The following is a 16069-nucleotide window of genomic DNA, read 5'->3' as shown; positions in this document are numbered from 1 at the left end:
CTACCTGTCGATCGGGTCGCAAAGTATGAACACTCGGCGGCCCGTATCACAGCCCTAAAGGCCTTCGGCCAGGACCTGCTCGATGCAGTCGACGAAGTAGTCGACGCTGGTTCGGGTGGTGCACATTGGCGGCTTGATCTTGAGGATGTTCAGGTGGTCGCCGGTGGGCTGCATGAAGATGCCCAGTTCGCGCAGCCGCTCGCACAGCAGCATGGTTTCTTCCGTGGCCGGTTCCAGGGTCTGGCGGTCACGGACCAGCTCCAGCCCTAGGTAGAAGCCCGAGCCATGGGCTGCGCCGGCCAGGGGGTATTTATCCACCAGCGCCTGCAAGCGCGCCTTGAAGTAACGCCCCGTTTCGCGGGCGTTGTGCCATAGGCCTTCCTCCTGCATGACGTCGAGGACCGCGATGCCGATACGGCAACTGACCGGGCTGCCACCGGCTGAAGAGAAGAAATAGCCCTCGGCCTCCAACGCCTCGGCGATCTCACGGCGAGTGATGACCACGCCCAATGGCTGGCCATTGCCCATGCCCTTGGCCATGGTGATGATGTCCGGCACCACGCCTTGCTCCTCGAAGCCCCAGAAATATTCGCCCAGGCGTCCGTAACCGACCTGCACCTCGTCGGCGATGCACACGCCACCGCGTGCGCGGACCCTGGCGTAGGCCTGCTGCAGGTAACCCGCCGGCAACGCGATACCACCGGCATTGCCGTACACCGGCTCGCACATGAAACCTGCCAACTGGCGGCCACTGGCATCGATCCTGGCCAGCTTGGCGTCGACATCGGCCAGATACTCGGCAGCCGTGTCCGCGCCGCGGAAGCGGCCACGGAAAGTGTTCGGCGCCTCGACCGGATGTACCCAGTCCGGGCGGGTTTGCAGCGCTTGTGGATTGTCGGCGATGGAGGTGGAAATGGCATCGGTGGCCACCGACCAGCCGTGGTAGGCCTCCAGCACGCTGAGCAGGTCACGCCCGCCGCTGTAGGCCCATGCCAGGCGGATCGCCAAATCGCCGGCTTCGGTGCCGCTGTTTACCATGAACACCCGATCGAAGCCTGGCGGTGCCAGCGCCAGCAGGCGCTCGGAGAACTCGGTGACGGCTGCATAATGGAAGCGCGAGTTGGTGTTGAGCAGCGACCATTGCCGCGCTGACTCGGCCACCATGCGCGGGTGGCCGTGGCCGAGCACCGCGACGTTGTTGAGCATGTCCAGGTACGAACGACCCTGCAGGTCGATCAGGTAATTGCGCCAGCCACGTTCGATCTGCGGCGGTTGGGCGTAGTAGTGCTTTTGCGAACGGGCGAAGCTGGCATCACGGCGGGCCAGCAGCGCCTGTGCGTCGGGCAGGGGCGCGGCATCGCAATCGAACCCCAGCAATGCAGCCGGCGACGGGCAGATGGCCAGCCAGGCCTTGGCATGGGACGGTTGGGCGAATCGCGGCGGGCAGATCGCCGGGTCCAGGCACAGCTGGACGGTCAGGTAAGCGCCACTGGTACCCAAGGGCTGCCCTTTGTCGAGATGCAGGCCGTCTGCCGGCGATTGCTCAAGCCCATGCAGCCACAACGTCCAGTCCGCTGTACGCAGGCAGCCTCGCCCATCGGCGTGACACTGCCAGGCGCCAGCCTGCGGTGCTTGCACACGGCTACCGGCCGGTAACAGCAGTTCAACCGCCAGCGCGCAGGTCGCAGGTTCATCGGCGCGGTCGATGTGGGTTTGCGACAGCCGGTACTCGCCATGCAGGGTGCACGCTGGTGCCGGCTGTGCCGACAGCAGTCGCTGGTCACACCCTGGCTGCTCCCAGTTGCCTGCCTGGTAATGCTCGCTAAGCACGCCCAGGTCCAAACGCGTCACCGTTTGTTCCCGCAGGTCAGGCAGCAACGGCGCACAGCCCTGCAGCGACACGACGTCCGCGGGCAATCCGGCAGCCTGCAGGATGGCCGCCTGCATCAAGGCCAGGGGCACGGCTGCGGCGGTGTCGAAGATCTCCCATTCATGGGCGATGTTATCGCGGGTGTACTGGTTATCAGGGTCGACCGCCAGTTGTTGCTCGCTGCTCAATACCAGCACCGCAGCGCGATTGAGCACCAGCGGCCACAGCGCCCGCAGCTCGGCCTCGGTCAGCGGGTTGATCGCCTGGTAGGCGCTGACTGCCGGCAGAATGCGCAGCGGGTCGCCTTCGGCGTGGTGCAACAGGGCGGCGCAGGTCACCGACAGATCGGCAACCCGCCAGGTGCGCAGCAGATCGCCGAAGTCGATGAGGCCCTGCAGTTGCCACTGCCGCTGCGCGTCACGTGCCCAGACGGTATTGTCGTCGGTGATGTCCAGGTGCACGGCCTGGCTGGGCAGGGCCTCGACCAGTGGCGCCAATACAGCGGCCGCTTCGCCGGTGATCCGTTCGAGGCGCGTACGCTGCCCGGCATCCGGTAATACAGATAGCAAGTGCGCGATCAATGTCTGGGCATGCTGCGGATCCCACTGCAGGGTACGCGTCAGTCCTGGGTGGTCGAAGCCAGCCAAGGCTTGGTCGAGCCGTGCGCACAGCTCGCCCAGCGCTGCCATGAGCTGCGCCGGCATATGCTTGAGACGGGTCAGCGGTTGACCCTCGATGAAGTCCAGCAGTCGTACGCGCAGCGCCTGGTCACCCACTTCGACGGCCAACAGGGTTTGCCCATCGCGCGCGGCTTGCACGGCCGGTACTGGCAGGCCCTGCCGGTGCAGGTAAGCCAGGGCGGCATGCTGAGCCTGCAACTCGACTTCGGCATAGCTGGCGTGGCAGGCCTTCAATACGTAACGGCCGGATGCGGCGTCGACACGCAGGTTCACGTCCTGTTGGCTACCCAGCGCCGTCAGCTCGCCCTCCATGCCATAGTGGGCCTGCAACAACGCCCGCGCCTGCGCCGCAGTGACCGCGGGGCTGGGCAGGGCAGAGCGCTCGATCAATGTCTCGAGTATGGCGGAGCTGGACTGTGGCTGGCTGGACATGGCGCTACCTTGAGTGCAGGTGTTTTTGTGTTGGGCCAACTTTATGCTTTGACTCGCTGATAGTAAAAGACGATTGTCTTCATGTTTTTTGACAGTAAGGGCGGTGCAATTATTTTCTGGATATGCGAAGCGTTACCATTTACGCTTCCTTTCCCATCCAGCGCCACCAGGTCATCACCATGTCATGCCTCTTTCCCTCGCGCCCCGCATTACTCGCGCTCTGCTGCTCGGCCACACTGGTGGCACAGGCGGCCGAGCCCATCCAGTTAGAAGCCACCGACGTCAACGCCGATGCGCTGAAGGCCCAGCCTGGCGCGCTGCCCGAAGCGTTCGCAGGCGGTCAGGTGGCCCGGGGTGGGCAGATGGGGCTGCTGGGTAACCAGGATTACATGGACGTACCGTTCACCATGACCAGCTACACCGCGCAGGTGATCGAGGACCAGCAGGCCGAGGATATCGGTGATGTGTTGGCCAACGACCCGTCGGTGCGCGAGTCGTTCGGCTTCGGCAACCAGTCCAAGGTCTTCGTCATCCGTGGCCTGCCCCTGGCCGGGGATGACATTGCCTTCAATGGCCTGTACGGTCTGCTGCCGCGGCAGATCATGTCGACCGATGGCGTCGAGCGGGTCGAGGTGTTCAAAGGACCCAACGCGTTCCTCAACGGAGTCAGCCCAACCGGCACCGGGCTTGGTGGCAACATCAACCTGCAGCCCAAGCGCGCTGGTGACCAGCCGACCCGTCGCTACACCCAGGACATCAGCACCGATGGCCGCCTCGGCGAGCACCTGGACATCGGCCAGCGCTTCGGCGCGGACAACCGCTTCGGCGCGCGCCTGAACCTCAGCCAGCGTGAAGGCGAGACGGCGATTGACGATCAGGATCAGCGCACCAAGCTGTTCACCGCCGGGCTGGATTACCGTGGCGATGGTTTTCGCCTATCCAGTGACATCGGTTACCAGAAGCAACGCATCAATCACCTGCGCAACTCGGTGCGCCTGGGCACGGGCGCCAACCTCACCACCAAGGCTCCAACCGCGCCGGATGCCAGCCACAACTATGGCCAGAACTGGAGCTACAGCGAGTCGGAAGATACCTTCGGCATGCTGCGAGGCGAATGGGACCTCAACGACAGTTGGACCGCCTACCTGGCCGGTGGCGCCCGCCATACCCGCGAGCACGGCACCTACGGCACGCCAGTGCTGGTCGGCAACAGTGGCAGGGCCACCCTCGGCGGCTCGGATATCGTCCACGGTGAGGACAATACCAGCTTCACCGCCGGGCTCAATGGCCGGCTGCAGACCGGCCCGTTCAGCCACCAGATTGCGCTGGGCGCCAGCACCTTGTGGGCGGAGCAGAGCAACGCCTACGTCTTCTACCGCTCCACCCCAGGCAACAGCAATATCTACAACCCGGGCAAATTACCGCGGCCGACTGACGTCAGCATCACCGGCGGCGACATGGGCGACCCGGGCGTCACCGGCAAGACCCGCAGCCGCAGCCTGGCGATTTCCGACACGATCGGCGTTTTCGATGACCGTCTGCTGCTGACCTACGGCCTGCGCCGACAGCAGTTGCGGGTGGAGAACTACTTCTACGACGGCACCACTCCGGCCACGCCGAGCAACCCGTCCAAGGACGGCAGCCGCAATGGCGAGCCCTACAGCGAGTCGATCACCACGCCGGTGTACGGCATCGTGTTCAAGGCCACCGACAGCATCTCGTTGTATGCCAACCGTATCGAAGGCCTGGCCCAAGGCCCCACCGCGCCGGCCAACGTGGTCAATGCCGGGCAGATGTTCCCACCGGGGCGCACCAAGCAGCTCGAGGCTGGCATCAAGTTCGACAAACAGACCTACGGTGCCAACCTGGCAGTGTTCCGGATCGAGAAGCCATCGGATGGCTACACTGACGGCGTCACCTACATCCGCGATGGCGAGCAGGTGAACAAAGGCGTGGAACTGAGCCTGTTCGGCGAGCCTGTCGAAGGCTTGCGCCTGATGGCCGGCGGCACGCGCATGAGTTCGCAGCAGAAGAACACCGCTAACGGGAGCAATGACGGCAATCATGCGATCGGTGTGCCGACCTTTCAGCTCAATGCCAGCGTCGACTGGGATGTACCCGGCGTGCCTGGCCTTGCGCTCAACGCCCGCATGCTGCGCACTGGCGGGCAATTCGTCGATGCGGCGAACAACGTCAGCCTGCCGACCTGGAACCGCTTCGATGCCGGCGCCCGCTACACGCTCAAGGTCGCCGAAAAAGACCTGACCCTGCGGGTCAACGTCGAGAACCTGACCGACAAGAACTACTGGGCTTCAGCCAATGGCGGCTACCTGACCCAGGGCGATCCTCGTCTGGTGAAGTTCTCTGGCACCATTGATTTCTAGCGTATCGGGAGCCATCGGTTCACGCCGCGCCATCAGTCATTGGCAGGGTGGCGCGTTGGCTAGCTACCCTCGACCTGCAAGAACGCCGCCTCGAGCAACTGCCGGGTATACGCATCCTGCGGAGCACGGAAGATTTGCTGCGCGTCGCCTTGCTCCACCACCTGGCCCTGCTTGATCACCATCAGTTGATGGCTCAGCGCCTTGACCACTGCCAGGTCGTGGCTGATGAACAGGTAGGTCAGGTTGTACTTGTGCTGAAGGTTGCGCAGCAATTCGACCACCTGGCGCTGGACCGTGCGGTCCAGTGCCGAGGTTGGCTCATCCAGCAGGATCAAGGCGGGCTTGAGCACCAGCGCCCGGGCGATGGCGATGCGCTGGCGCTGACCTCCGGAGAATTCATGGGGGTAACGATGGCGAGTGGCCGGGTCCAGGCCAACCTCTTCGAGGGCAGCGATGATCGCCGCCTCCTGTTCTTCAGGCGTGCCGATCTTGTGAATGCGCAGGCCCTCGCCGACGATGTCCGCCACGCACATGCGCGGGCTGAGGCTGCCGAAGGGGTCCTGGAATACCACCTGCATCTCTCGGCGCAGGGGGCGCACTTGCTGCTGGTTGAGGTGTTGCAGGGACTGGCCATGGAAGCGGATGCCGCCCTGGCTGGCAATCAGCCGCAGGATGGCCAGGCCCAAGGTCGACTTGCCCGAGCCGGACTCGCCGACGATGCCGAGGGTCTGGCCCTGGGGCAGGCTGAAGTTGATGCCGTCCACGGCCTTGACGTGGTCGACCGTCTTGCGCAGCAGGCCTTTTTTGATCGGAAACCACACCTTGAGGTCGTCGACCTCGAGCAGCGGCGCCCCCACTGGGTTATGCGCCGGCAGCCCGGTGGGCTCGGCATTGATCAGCATCTGCGTGTAGGGGTGTTGCGGTGCGCCGAACAAGGTCGCGCAGTCGGCTTGCTCGACGATCTGCCCACGCTGCATCACGCACACCCGGTGAGCGATGCGGCGCACCAGGTTGAGGTCGTGGCTGATCAGCAACAGGGCCATGCCCAGGCGTGCCTGCAACGACTTGAGCAGATCGAGGATCTTCAGCTGCACGGTGACATCCAGCGCCGTGGTGGGCTCATCGGCGATCAGCAGCTCGGGCTCATTGGCCAGCGCCATGGCGATCATCACGCGCTGCCGCTGACCACCGGAAAGCTCATGCGGCAGGGCCTTCAGGCGCTTGTGCGGCTGGGGAATACCAACCAGCTCCAGCAGCTCAAGCGTGCGCGCGGTGGCCTGTTTGCCAGTGAGTCCCTTGTGCAGCAGAAGAATCTCGTTGATCTGTTTTTCGATGCTGTGCAGCGGGTTCAGCGAGGTCATCGGCTCCTGGAAGATCATCGCGATGCGATCACCGCGAATGCGCTGCAGGCTCTTCTCGGTCTGCTGCAACAGGTCCTTGCCCTGGTAGACGATGGTGCCGCTGGGGTGATGGGCCAGCGGGTAGGGCAGCAGGCGCAGAATCGAGTGAGCCGTGACCGATTTGCCCGAGCCGCTTTCGCCGACCAGGGCCAAGGTCTCGCCCTTGCGGATATCGAAGCTGATGCCATCGACCACCCGGTTGACCTGCTCGCCCGTGACGAACTCCACGGCCAGGTCGCGTACTTCGATCAGGTTCTGTTGCGTCATTTCACTTCCTCGGGTCGAAGGCATCGCGGGCGGATTCACCGATGAACACCAGCAGGCTGAGCATGATCGCCAGCACGGCGAAGGCGCTGATGCCCAGCCACGGTGCCTGCAGGTTGGACTTGCCCTGGGCCACCAACTCGCCAAGCGAAGGCGCGCCGGGCGGCAGCCCGAAGCCGAGGAAGTCCAGCGCGGTAAGGGTGCCGATGGCGCCGGTCAGGATGAACGGCATGAAGGTCATGGTCGAGATCATCGCGTTGGGCAGAATGTGCCGGTACATGATCGCGGCATTGCGCATACCCAACGCGCGCGCGGCGCGCACGTATTCAAGGTTGCGCCCGCGCAGGAACTCGGCGCGTACCACATCCACCAGGCTCATCCACGAGAACAGCAGCATGATGCCCAGCAGCCACCAGAAATTCGGCTGCACGAAGCTGGCCAGGATGATCAGCAGGTACAGCACCGGCAGCCCCGACCAGATCTCCAGGAAGCGCTGGCCGGCCAGGTCCACCCAGCCGCCGTAGAAGCCCTGCAGGGCGCCGGCGATCACGCCGATGATCGAACTGAGCACGGTCAAGGTCAGGGCGAACAACACCGACACGCGGAAGCCGTAGATAACCCGCGCCAGGACATCCCGGCCCTGATCGTCGGTGCCCAGCCAGTTGTCCGCCGACGGGGGCGCCGGGGCGGGCACGCGCAGGTCGTAGTTGATGCTCTGGTAGCTGAACGGGATGGGCGCCCACAGCACCAGGCTGTCCTTTTTGTCCAGCAGATCGCGGATGTATGGGCTTTTGTAGTTGGCTTCGAGGGGAAACTCGCCGCCAAAAGTGGTTTCCGGGTAGCGTTTGAACGCCGGGAAATACCACGAGCCGTCGTAGCGCACGGCAATCGGCTTGTCGTTGGCGATCAGTTCGGCGCCCAGGCTCAGGCCGAACAAAATCAGGAACAGCCACAACGACCACCAGCCGCGGCGATTGGCCTTGAAGCGCTCGAAGCGGCGACGGTTGAGAGGGGACAGGGCCATGTCAGTGCTCCCGGCTGGCGAAGTCGATGCGTGGATCGACCAGGGTGTAGGTCAGGTCACCGATCAATTTCACCACCAGGCCGAGTAGGGTGAAGATGAACAGGGTGCCGAAGACCACCGGGTAGTCGCGGTTGATGGCCGCCTCGAAACTCATCAGGCCCAGGCCATCGAGGCTGAAGATCACCTCGATCAACAGCGAGCCGGTGAAGAAGATGCCGATGAACGCCGAGGGGAAGCCCGCGATCACCAGCAGCATGGCATTGCGGAACACATGGCCGTACAACACGCGCGAGCGGCTCAGGCCCTTGGCCTTGGCGGTGACCACATACTGCTTGCCGATTTCGTCGAGGAAGCTGTTCTTGGTCAGCAGGGTCATGGTGGCGAAGTTGCCGATCACCAGCGCGGTGATCGGCAGCACCAGGTGCCAGAAATAATCGAGCACCTTGCCGGTGGTGGACAGCTCGTCGAAATTGTTGGAGGTCAGCCCGCGCAAGGGGAACCAGTCGAAATAGCTGCCGCCGGCAAACAGCACGATCAGCAGGATGGCGAACAGAAAGGCCGGTATCGCGTAGCCGACGATGATCGCCGAGCTGGTCCAGACATCGAAATGGCTACCATGGCGCACCGCCTTGGCGATGCCCAGCGGGATCGACACCAGGTACATGATCAACGTGCTCCATAACCCCAGGGAGATCGACACAGGCAGCTTTTCGGCGATCAGGTCGATGACCTTGGCGTCGCGGAAGAAGCTGGTGCCGAAATCGAGTTGCGCATAGTTCTTGATCATCAACCACAGGCGCTCCGGTGCAGACTTGTCGAAGCCATACATGCGCTCGATTTCAGCAATCAGCGCCGGATCCAGGCCTTGCGCGCCGCGGTAGTTGGAACCGGCCACGGACACTTCGGCGCCGCCCCCGGCGATACGGCTGGTGGCCCCCTCGAAGCCTTCGAGTTTGGCGATCATCTGTTCCACCGGCCCGCCTGGGGCCGCCTGGACGATGATGAAGTTGATGACCAGGATGCCGAACAGGGTCGGGATGATCAGCAGCAGGCGCCGCAGGATATAGGCGAGCATGTCAGTTAGCCTCTTCCACAGGTGCTGCGTTCACCGCCGGCTGCACGTTGGGCTTGATCCACCAGGTGTCGATGCCAACGTCATACTTGGGCGACACCTTGGGATGGCCGATGTGGTTCCAGTACGCCACGCGGTTGGTCTTGATGTGCCAGTTGGGTACCACGTAGTAGCCCCATTGCAGGACACGGTCGAGCGCTCGGCAGTGCTCGATCAGGCTCTGGCGCGAGTCGGCGTTGATCAACTGTTCCACCAACTGATCGATGGCCGGGTCGCGCAGGCCAATGAAGTTGCGGCTGCCGGGGTTGTCCGCAGCGGCGCTGGACCAGAATTCACGTTGCTCGTTGCCTGGCGAATTGGATTGCGGATAACCCCCGACGATCATGTCGAAGTCTCGCGAACGCAGGCGGTTGATGTACTGCGACACATCCACGCGGCGAATCTCGAAACCGATGCCCAGGTCCGCCAGGTTGCGCTTGAATGGCAGCAACACGCGCTCGAACTGGGTTTGCGCGAGGAGAAACTCGATGCTGACGGGCTTGCCGTCCTTGTCGACCATCTTGTCGTCGACGATCTTCCAACCCGCTTCCTGCAACAGCTTGTACGCCTCGCGCTGATGTTCGCGGATCATGCCGCTGCCGTCGCTCACCGGGTTGGCGAAGGCCTGCTCGAACACCGCATCCGGGACCTTGCCGCGCAAAGGCTCGAGGATCTTCAGCTCAGCCGCCGACGGCAGGCCGCTAGCGGCCATCTCGGAGTTTTCGAAGTAGCTGTCGGTGCGGATGTAGGCGCCGTTGAACAACTGTTTGTTGGTCCATTCGAAATCGAACAGCAGGCTGATCGCCTTGCGCACTCGCACGTCCTGGAATACCGGCTTGCGCAGGTTGAAAATGAAGCCCTGCATGCCGACCGGGTTGCCGTTGGGAATCTCTTCCTTGATCAGGCGGCCGTCGCGTACGGCGGGCACATCGTAGGCGGTGGCCCAGTTCTTTGCGCTCATTTCCAGCTCGTAGTCGAATGCGCCAGCCTTGAGCGCCTCCAATGCCACGTTGTTGTCGCGATAGACATCGAAGGTCATGGCGTCGAAGTTGTAGGAACCGCGGTTGATCGGCAGGTCCTTGGCCCAGTAATCCTTGACCCGCTCGTAGCGGATCGAGCGCCCTGGCTTGACCTCGGCGACCCGGTACGGGCCGCTGCCCAGCGGCGGCTCGAGGCTGCCGCGGGTGAATTCGCGGTTCTGGTACCAATGCTTGGGCAGTACCGGAAGCTGGCCGAGGATCAACGGGAGTTCCCGGTTGTTGGTGTGCTTGAACGTGAACAGCACCTTGAGCGGATCTTCGGCCACCACTTCGGCGACATCGGCGTAGTACTGGCGGTACAACGGTGCGCCATCCTTCATCAGGGCATTGAAGGTGAACACCACGTCCTCGGCGCGCATGGGATGGCCGTCGTGAAAGCGTGCCTCAGGGCGCAGGTAGAAGCGCACCCAGCTGTTGTCCGGGGCCTTTTCGATCTGGCCGGCGACCAGGCCGTATTCGGTGAACGGCTCATCCAGGCTCTGGCGCATCAAGGTGTCGTAGATGCTGCTGATATTGTCTGCGGCCACGCCTTTGTTGATGAACGGGTTGAGGCTGTCGAAGCCGCCGAAGCTGGACTGGCGGAACGTGCCGCCTTTCGGCGCATCAGGGTTGACGTAGTCGAAATGCTTGAAGTTCGCCGGGTACTTCGGCGGCTCGTCGTACAGCGTCAGCGCATGTTGCGGCGCGGCCAGTGCAACCAGCGCCGGCAGGCTCAGGCAGGCGAGCAGGAGGCTGCGCGCCAGGCGATGGGTCGGCTTCATTGGGCTTTCTCCGAAGGCTTGATCCACCAGCTGTTCAGCCCCAGCGTGTAGGGCGGTGTGCTGACGAAGGCGAACCGGTTGCGGTAGGCCAGGCGGTGATTGTCGAGGTACCAGTTGGGAATCATGTAGTAATGCCAGGACAACACGCGGTCCAGCGCCCTGGCGGCCGCGACCTGGTCGTCACGGCTGCGCGCGGCGAGCAAGGTATCGAGCAAGTGGTCGACCACTGGATCCTTCACTCCTGCGTAGTTCTTGCTGCCTTTGACCGAGGCCTGGCTCGAATGGAAATACAACCATTGTTCGAGCCCCGGGCTCAGCGTCTGGTTGAGGGTCATCAGAATCATGTCGAAATCGAACTGGTCCAGACGCTGCTTGTACTGGGCGCGATCCACGGTACGCAAATGCGCGTCGATACCGATGCTGGCAAGGTTTTCGACGTAGGGCTGCAGAATGCGTTCCAGGTTAGGGTTGACCAGCAGCACTTCCATGCGCAGTTGCTGGCCCTTGCCATTGACCAGGCGCTGGCCGTCGAGTTTCCAGCCGGCCTGACCCAGCAGGCTCAGCGCCTGGCGCAGGGTCTGGCGGTTGATGCCGCGCCCGTCGGTGTGGCTGACCTGATAAGGCCGGGTGAACAACCGCTCGGGCAGCTGGTCGCGAAACGGCGCCAACAGCAGCCATTCCTTGCCCGTGGGCAGGCCGCTGGCGCTGAATTCGCTGTTGGGGTAATAGCTGGTCGAGCGCCGGTAGGCATCGCTGAACAGCGCCCGATTGGTCCACTCGAAGTCCAGCATCAAGCCCAGCGCCTGGCGCACAGCAGGGTCGCTGAAAGTGGCCCGGCGGCTGTTCATGAACAAACCCTGGGTTTGCGTGGGAATGCGATGAGGGATCTGCGCCTTGATCACTTCGCCCCGGCGTACTGCAGGGAAGTTGTAGCCATTGGCCCAGTTTTTCGCCTGGTGCTCGATATAGATGTCGAACTCGCCCGCCTTGAAGGCTTCGAAGGCTACCGTGGCATCGCGGTAGAATTCGTACTCGACCCGGTTGAAGTTGTACTTGCCGCGGTTCACGGCAAGGTCCTTGCCCCAGTAGTTCTTCACGCGCTGGAACACTAGCCTGCGCCCCGGTTGCACCTGGGTAATGCGATAGGGCCCACTGCCCAGCGGCGGCTCGAAGGTCGTGGCCTGGAAGTCGCGCTTTTGCCAGTAATGCTTGGGTAGCACCGGCATTTCCCCAAGGCGCAGGATCAGCAGCGGATTACCGGCCCGCTTGAACACGAAGCGAATGCGCAGTGGCCCGAGAATATCGACCCGCTGCACCTCCTGCAGGTTGGTGCGGTAGATCGGGTGGCCTTGCTTGAGCAAGGTCCGGTAGGAAAACGCGACATCGGCCGCAGTGATCGGCTTGCCGTCATGCCAGCGCGCCTCGGGACGCAGGTTGAATACCACCCAGCTGCGGTCCTCGCTGTACTCCACCGAACGGGCGATCAGTCCATAACTGGAGGTAGGCTCGTCGCCTGACGGGTCGTATTGGCCGGTACCGACCATCAGCGTTTCGTTCAGCTCACTGACGCCATACTGCAAGAAGTTGGGCGTGCTGACCGGGCTGGTACCCTTGAAGGTGTAGGGGTTGAGCGTGTCGAACGTGCCGAACGCCATGGCGCGCAAGGTCCCGCCCTTGGGCGCCTGCGGGTTGACCCAGTCGAAGTGGGTGAATGAGGCCGGGTACTTGAGCGTGCCGAATTGCGCGTATCCGTGGCTTTCGCTCACCATCGCGACGGCGGGGAAGCTCAAGGCCAGGCTGAGAGACAGCAGGAGGGGACGTATCAAGTCGGCATCCGATCCAGAGGCGTTGGGCTTTGATCGGCGTACAGTAACAGCTTGGCGGGTATGGAAAAAGAGAGGGGCTGCAAGCAGCCCCTGCGCCTCAATGCCCCAGGTAGACCGTCAGGGTCTGGCCCGGCTTGAGCGCGTGGCCACTGCGCGGGTTCCAGCGCTTGAGGTGCTGCATTTCCACATTGAAACGTTTGGCTACAAGATACAAGGAGTCGCCCTTGCGAACCTTGTATTGTGTCGAACGCTTGCCAGCGGCCGCGACCCGGTTGGCTGCCGCGCTTGGCGCATTGCCACCGCGCAGGGCCAATACCTGGCCGGCCTTGAGGCGGTTGCCGGGCAGCTTGTTCCAGCGCTGGATGTCCTTGACCGACACTCGGTTGGCTTTGGCGATGGTGCTCAGGTTGTCGCCACGCTTGACGCGGTAGCTGCGGGCCGTAGCCGGAGCGCGGCTTTCGGCCACGGCGCGAGCGAACACGGCCTTGTTCGGTTGCAGGCTGACCAGTTGCTCGGGCTTGAGGTTGGACAGGCTGGCGCTGAGCAGTTGCGCCTTGGCCGTTGGCACCAGCAGCTGCTTCGGGCCGTCGACGGTCATGCGCTTCTTGAAGGCCGGATTGAGCTGGAGCAGCTCGTCTTCGTCGATATTGGCGAAGGCGGCAACCCGCGACAGGTCAAGACGGTCGTTGATCGCCACCGCTTCGAAGTACGGCTCGTTGGCAATGGGGGTGAGGTTCACACCATAGGCTTCCGGCGTCAGCACCACCTGCGACAGGGCCAGCAGCTTGGGCACGTAGTCGCGGGTTTCCTGGGGCAGCGGCAGGTTCCAGTAATCGGTTGGCAGGCCAAGCTTTTCATTGCGCTCGATGGCCCGGCTGACCGTGCCTTCACCGGCGTTGTAGGCCGCCAGTGCGAGCATCCAGTCACCGTTGAACATGTCATGCAGCCGCGTCAGGTAGTCCAGAGCGGCATTGGTGGAGGCGGTGACGTCGCGGCGACCATCATAGAAGTTGGTCTGGCGCAGGTTGAAGTGGCGACCGGTCGCTGGCATGAACTGCCACATGCCGGCTGCGCTGGCGCGCGAGTAGGCCATTGGGTTATAGGCGCTTTCGATGGCCGGCAGCAACGCCAGTTCAAGCGGCATGTCGCGCTCTTCGAGGCGCTCGACGATGTAGTGCAGGTACAAGCTGCCGCGCTCGCCTGCGCTTTCCAGGAACGATGGGTTGCTGGCGAACCACAGGCGTTGCTGCTCGATACGCGGATTGACGTCGATGCTGTCCTGCAGGGCGAAGCCCCGGCGCATGCGTTCCCAGACATCCTGCGGCGGCTGTTCGGCGACCTTGACCACCAGCGGCGCGGGCTTGTGCTTGATCCGCGCCTGGTAGCTGTGCGCGCGGACGCTGTCGGTTTCCTCGACCTGGCGGGTGCTCTGGCAGCCCACCAGGGTGGCGGCGAGCGCCAGCGCACTGACTTGGGCCAGGCGCGTCAGGGCGACTGAATGAGCGGTTCTGCGGCTGCTGGAAGACATCGGCTGAGACAGGTATCCGGGCAAAAAATTTCGGCGATTCTAGAAACCGCACCCGGCCGGGTCAACCGTTGACAACCCATTGCGATATATCTTGAGGTTATCAGAAGCTGTCTTTCCAAGACCTCAAAGCAGCAAAAACAGTGACCTGCGAGTCGTTTGAATGTCCCTTCCATTCGTCTGCTTTTTGTTTAACTAATGTTTCAGCGGTACGTAAAAAGGGGTTGGTCAGGCGTTCCAGGCCGATGGTCGACGGCAGCGTGATGCGCTGCTCGGCGCGCAGTCGGGTGACGTCTTCGAAGCGTTGCTGAACGTGGGAGTTGCTCGGCTCCACGGCCTTGGCAAAGCGCAGGTTGCTCAACGTGTATTCGTGGGCGCAGTACACCTCGGTCTGCTCAGGCAGCGCCGCCAGGCGGGCCAAGGCAGGCTGCATCTGCTCGGGCGTGCCTTCGAACATGCGCCCGCAACCGGCAGCGAACAGGGTATCGCCGCTGAACAGCAGCGGTGTTGCTGGCTGGTCGCTGTAATAGGCAATGTGGCCCAAGGTGTGGCCGGGCACGGCCAACACCTGGAATGTGACGCCGAGCACCGTGACCTGATCGCCGTCGTCCAGCGCCTGGTCGCGCCCCGGGATCTGCTCGTTGGCCGGACCGCAGACATGCGCGCCGGTCAGTTGCTTGAGACGCTCGACGCCGCCGACATGATCATGATGGTGGTGAGTGATCATGATGGTGTCGAGTGTCCACCCGGGGTTGGCCTGCAGCCAGCCCTCCACCGGGCTGGCATCGCCAGGATCGACCACCGCGCAGCGGCGTTTGGCAGTATCCTGTAACAACCAGATGTAGTTGTCGGAGAAAGCAGGTAGAGCATCGATCTGTATCATGGTGCGGATCCGTATCGCCTGGCGTGGCACATGCAGGCATCTTAGCCGCCTTGGCGTGGTACGAGAACCTCGAGGGAGAGCGTATGACCGACCAAGCCTTTGCCCAGGCCGACCCGCAGTGGGTTGAGCTGATCAGCCTGGCCCGTGAGTGGTTCCGTGGCCCATTGGGCCAGCTGATGCTCAAGGAAGAGGAGAAACTGCTCGAAGAAGAGCTTGGGCGTTTTTTCGGCGGCTACCTCGTGCACTACGGCCCGTGCGCCGAAGCGCCCCCTACCGCACCGCGCGTGCAACGCAATGTGCGCCTCGGGGCGCCGTTGCCGGGGGTCGAGATCGTCTGCGAAGAGCAGGCCTGGCCATTGGGGGAGCACGCGGCCGACGTGGTGGTGCTGCAGCACGGCCTGGACTTCAGCCTGTCGCCCCATGGCCTGCTGCGCGAGGCCGCCAGCGCTGTGCGGCCGGGCGGGCACCTGCTGATCGTCGGTATCAATCCCTGGAGCGGTTGGGGTGTTCGCCACTGCTTCAGCCAAGGTGCGCTGCGCAAGGCGCGTTGCATTCCGCCGTCACGGGTAGGTGATTGGCTGAACCTGCTGGGCTTTGCGCTGGAGAAACGCCGCTTCGGGTGCTATCGTCCGCCGCTTGCCTCACCTGCCTGGCAGCAACGCCTGGCCGGATGGGAACGGCTGGCCGGTGGCTGGCAGAGCGCTGGCGGCGGGGTCTACCTGCTGGTGGCGCGCAAGATGGTGGTTGGCCTGCGGCCGTTGCGCCAGGAACGCCGCGAGCCGATGGGCAAGCTGCTGCCCCTGCCGTTGGCCAAGGTCAATCGCACGGCCGTTCATCCAGACACCGAAGAGCACTGAACAAGAGTGGTA

10 protein-coding genes are annotated in these 16069 nt (G+C 63.3%); 2 read left to right on the top strand and 8 right to left on the bottom strand.

The genetic code is table 11. The features are described 5' to 3' along the window. Nucleotides 1-54: 54 nt before the first annotated feature. On the bottom strand, nucleotides 55-2982 hold the full coding sequence (locus FS665_RS13225) for an aminotransferase (protein WP_145188868.1): 2928 nt from the start codon (nucleotides 2980-2982) through the stop codon (nucleotides 55-57). Nucleotides 2983-3161: 179 nt separating this feature from the next. Between FS665_RS13225 and FS665_RS13220 the strand changes: the two genes are divergently transcribed. Further along, complete coding sequence (locus FS665_RS13220) at nucleotides 3162-5366, top strand: TonB-dependent siderophore receptor (RefSeq protein WP_145188865.1); 2205 nt, start codon at nucleotides 3162-3164, stop codon at nucleotides 5364-5366. 59 nt (nucleotides 5367-5425) lie between these two features. On the opposite strand, the gene FS665_RS13215 is transcribed toward FS665_RS13220, so the two are convergent. The 7 genes from FS665_RS13215 to gloB form a co-directional block, all read right to left on the bottom strand. Next, nucleotides 5426-7033 carry an ABC transporter ATP-binding protein gene (locus FS665_RS13215; RefSeq protein WP_145188862.1) on the bottom strand — a complete coding sequence of 536 codons (1608 nt, stop codon included), beginning with the start codon at nucleotides 7031-7033 and terminating at the stop codon, nucleotides 5426-5428. Nucleotide 7034: 1 nt separating this feature from the next. Next, nucleotides 7035-8054 carry an ABC transporter permease gene (locus FS665_RS13210; RefSeq protein ID WP_145188859.1) on the bottom strand — a complete coding sequence of 340 codons (1020 nt, stop codon included), beginning with the start codon at nucleotides 8052-8054 and terminating at the stop codon, nucleotides 7035-7037. 1 nt (nucleotide 8055) lies between these two features. Next, nucleotides 8056-9129, bottom strand: coding sequence for a microcin C ABC transporter permease YejB (locus FS665_RS13205; protein ID WP_145188856.1), 1074 nt, complete (start codon nucleotides 9127-9129; stop codon nucleotides 8056-8058). Between the two features lies 1 nt (nucleotide 9130). Next, entirely contained in the window at nucleotides 9131-10966 is a 1836-nt protein-coding gene (locus tag FS665_RS13200) for an extracellular solute-binding protein (RefSeq protein WP_145188853.1), read from the bottom strand. Continuing rightward, nucleotides 10963-12792 (bottom strand): extracellular solute-binding protein, encoded by a 1830-nt coding sequence (locus FS665_RS13195; RefSeq protein WP_218570366.1) that lies wholly within the window; start codon nucleotides 12790-12792, stop codon nucleotides 10963-10965. Before FS665_RS13195 ends, FS665_RS13200 begins: the two co-directional genes overlap by 4 nt. A gap of 97 nt (nucleotides 12793-12889) precedes the next feature. Then, the gene (locus tag FS665_RS13190; protein WP_145188851.1) at nucleotides 12890-14320 is read right to left on the bottom strand and encodes a lytic transglycosylase domain-containing protein; all 1431 of its coding nucleotides are present in this window, start codon (nucleotides 14318-14320) and stop codon (nucleotides 12890-12892) included. A gap of 100 nt (nucleotides 14321-14420) precedes the next feature. Further along, the gene (gene gloB / locus FS665_RS13185; RefSeq protein WP_145188848.1) at nucleotides 14421-15200 is read right to left on the bottom strand and encodes a hydroxyacylglutathione hydrolase; all 780 of its coding nucleotides are present in this window, start codon (nucleotides 15198-15200) and stop codon (nucleotides 14421-14423) included. Nucleotides 15201-15283: 83 nt separating this feature from the next. On the opposite strand from gloB, the gene FS665_RS13180 reads away from it, so the two are divergent. Next, on the top strand, nucleotides 15284-16057 hold the full coding sequence (locus FS665_RS13180; RefSeq protein ID WP_145188845.1) for a methyltransferase domain-containing protein: 774 nt from the start codon (nucleotides 15284-15286) through the stop codon (nucleotides 16055-16057). Nucleotides 16058-16069 lie beyond the last annotated feature (12 nt).

It is taken from the genome of Pseudomonas sp. URMO17WK12:I11 (assembly GCF_007677725.1).
GTDB lineage: Bacteria > Pseudomonadota > Gammaproteobacteria > Pseudomonadales > Pseudomonadaceae > Aquipseudomonas.
Note: the sequence above shows the minus strand (reverse complement) of the source record. Positions and strands in the feature narration are given on the sequence as shown.

What these genes read in the sequence shown, in the direction of transcription:
- FS665_RS13215 (WP_145188862.1), bottom strand. Translation starts at nt 7,033, where the DNA reads ATGACGCAACAGAACCTGATCGAAGTACGCGACCTGGCCGTGGAGTTC.
- gloB (WP_145188848.1), bottom strand. Translation starts at nt 15,200, where the DNA reads ATGATACAGATCGATGCTCTACCTGCTTTCTCCGACAACTACATCTGG.
- FS665_RS13205 (WP_145188856.1), bottom strand. Translation starts at nt 9,129, where the DNA reads ATGCTCGCCTATATCCTGCGGCGCCTGCTGCTGATCATCCCGACCCTG.
- FS665_RS13200 (WP_145188853.1), bottom strand. Translation starts at nt 10,966, where the DNA reads ATGAAGCCGACCCATCGCCTGGCGCGCAGCCTCCTGCTCGCCTGCCTG.
- FS665_RS13225 (WP_145188868.1), bottom strand. Translation starts at nt 2,982, where the DNA reads ATGTCCAGCCAGCCACAGTCCAGCTCCGCCATACTCGAGACATTGATC.
- FS665_RS13220 (WP_145188865.1), top strand. Translation starts at nt 3,162, where the DNA reads ATGTCATGCCTCTTTCCCTCGCGCCCCGCATTACTCGCGCTCTGCTGC.
- FS665_RS13180 (WP_145188845.1), top strand. Translation starts at nt 15,284, where the DNA reads ATGACCGACCAAGCCTTTGCCCAGGCCGACCCGCAGTGGGTTGAGCTG.
- FS665_RS13190 (WP_145188851.1), bottom strand. Translation starts at nt 14,320, where the DNA reads ATGTCTTCCAGCAGCCGCAGAACCGCTCATTCAGTCGCCCTGACGCGC.
- FS665_RS13210 (WP_145188859.1), bottom strand. Translation starts at nt 8,054, where the DNA reads ATGGCCCTGTCCCCTCTCAACCGTCGCCGCTTCGAGCGCTTCAAGGCC.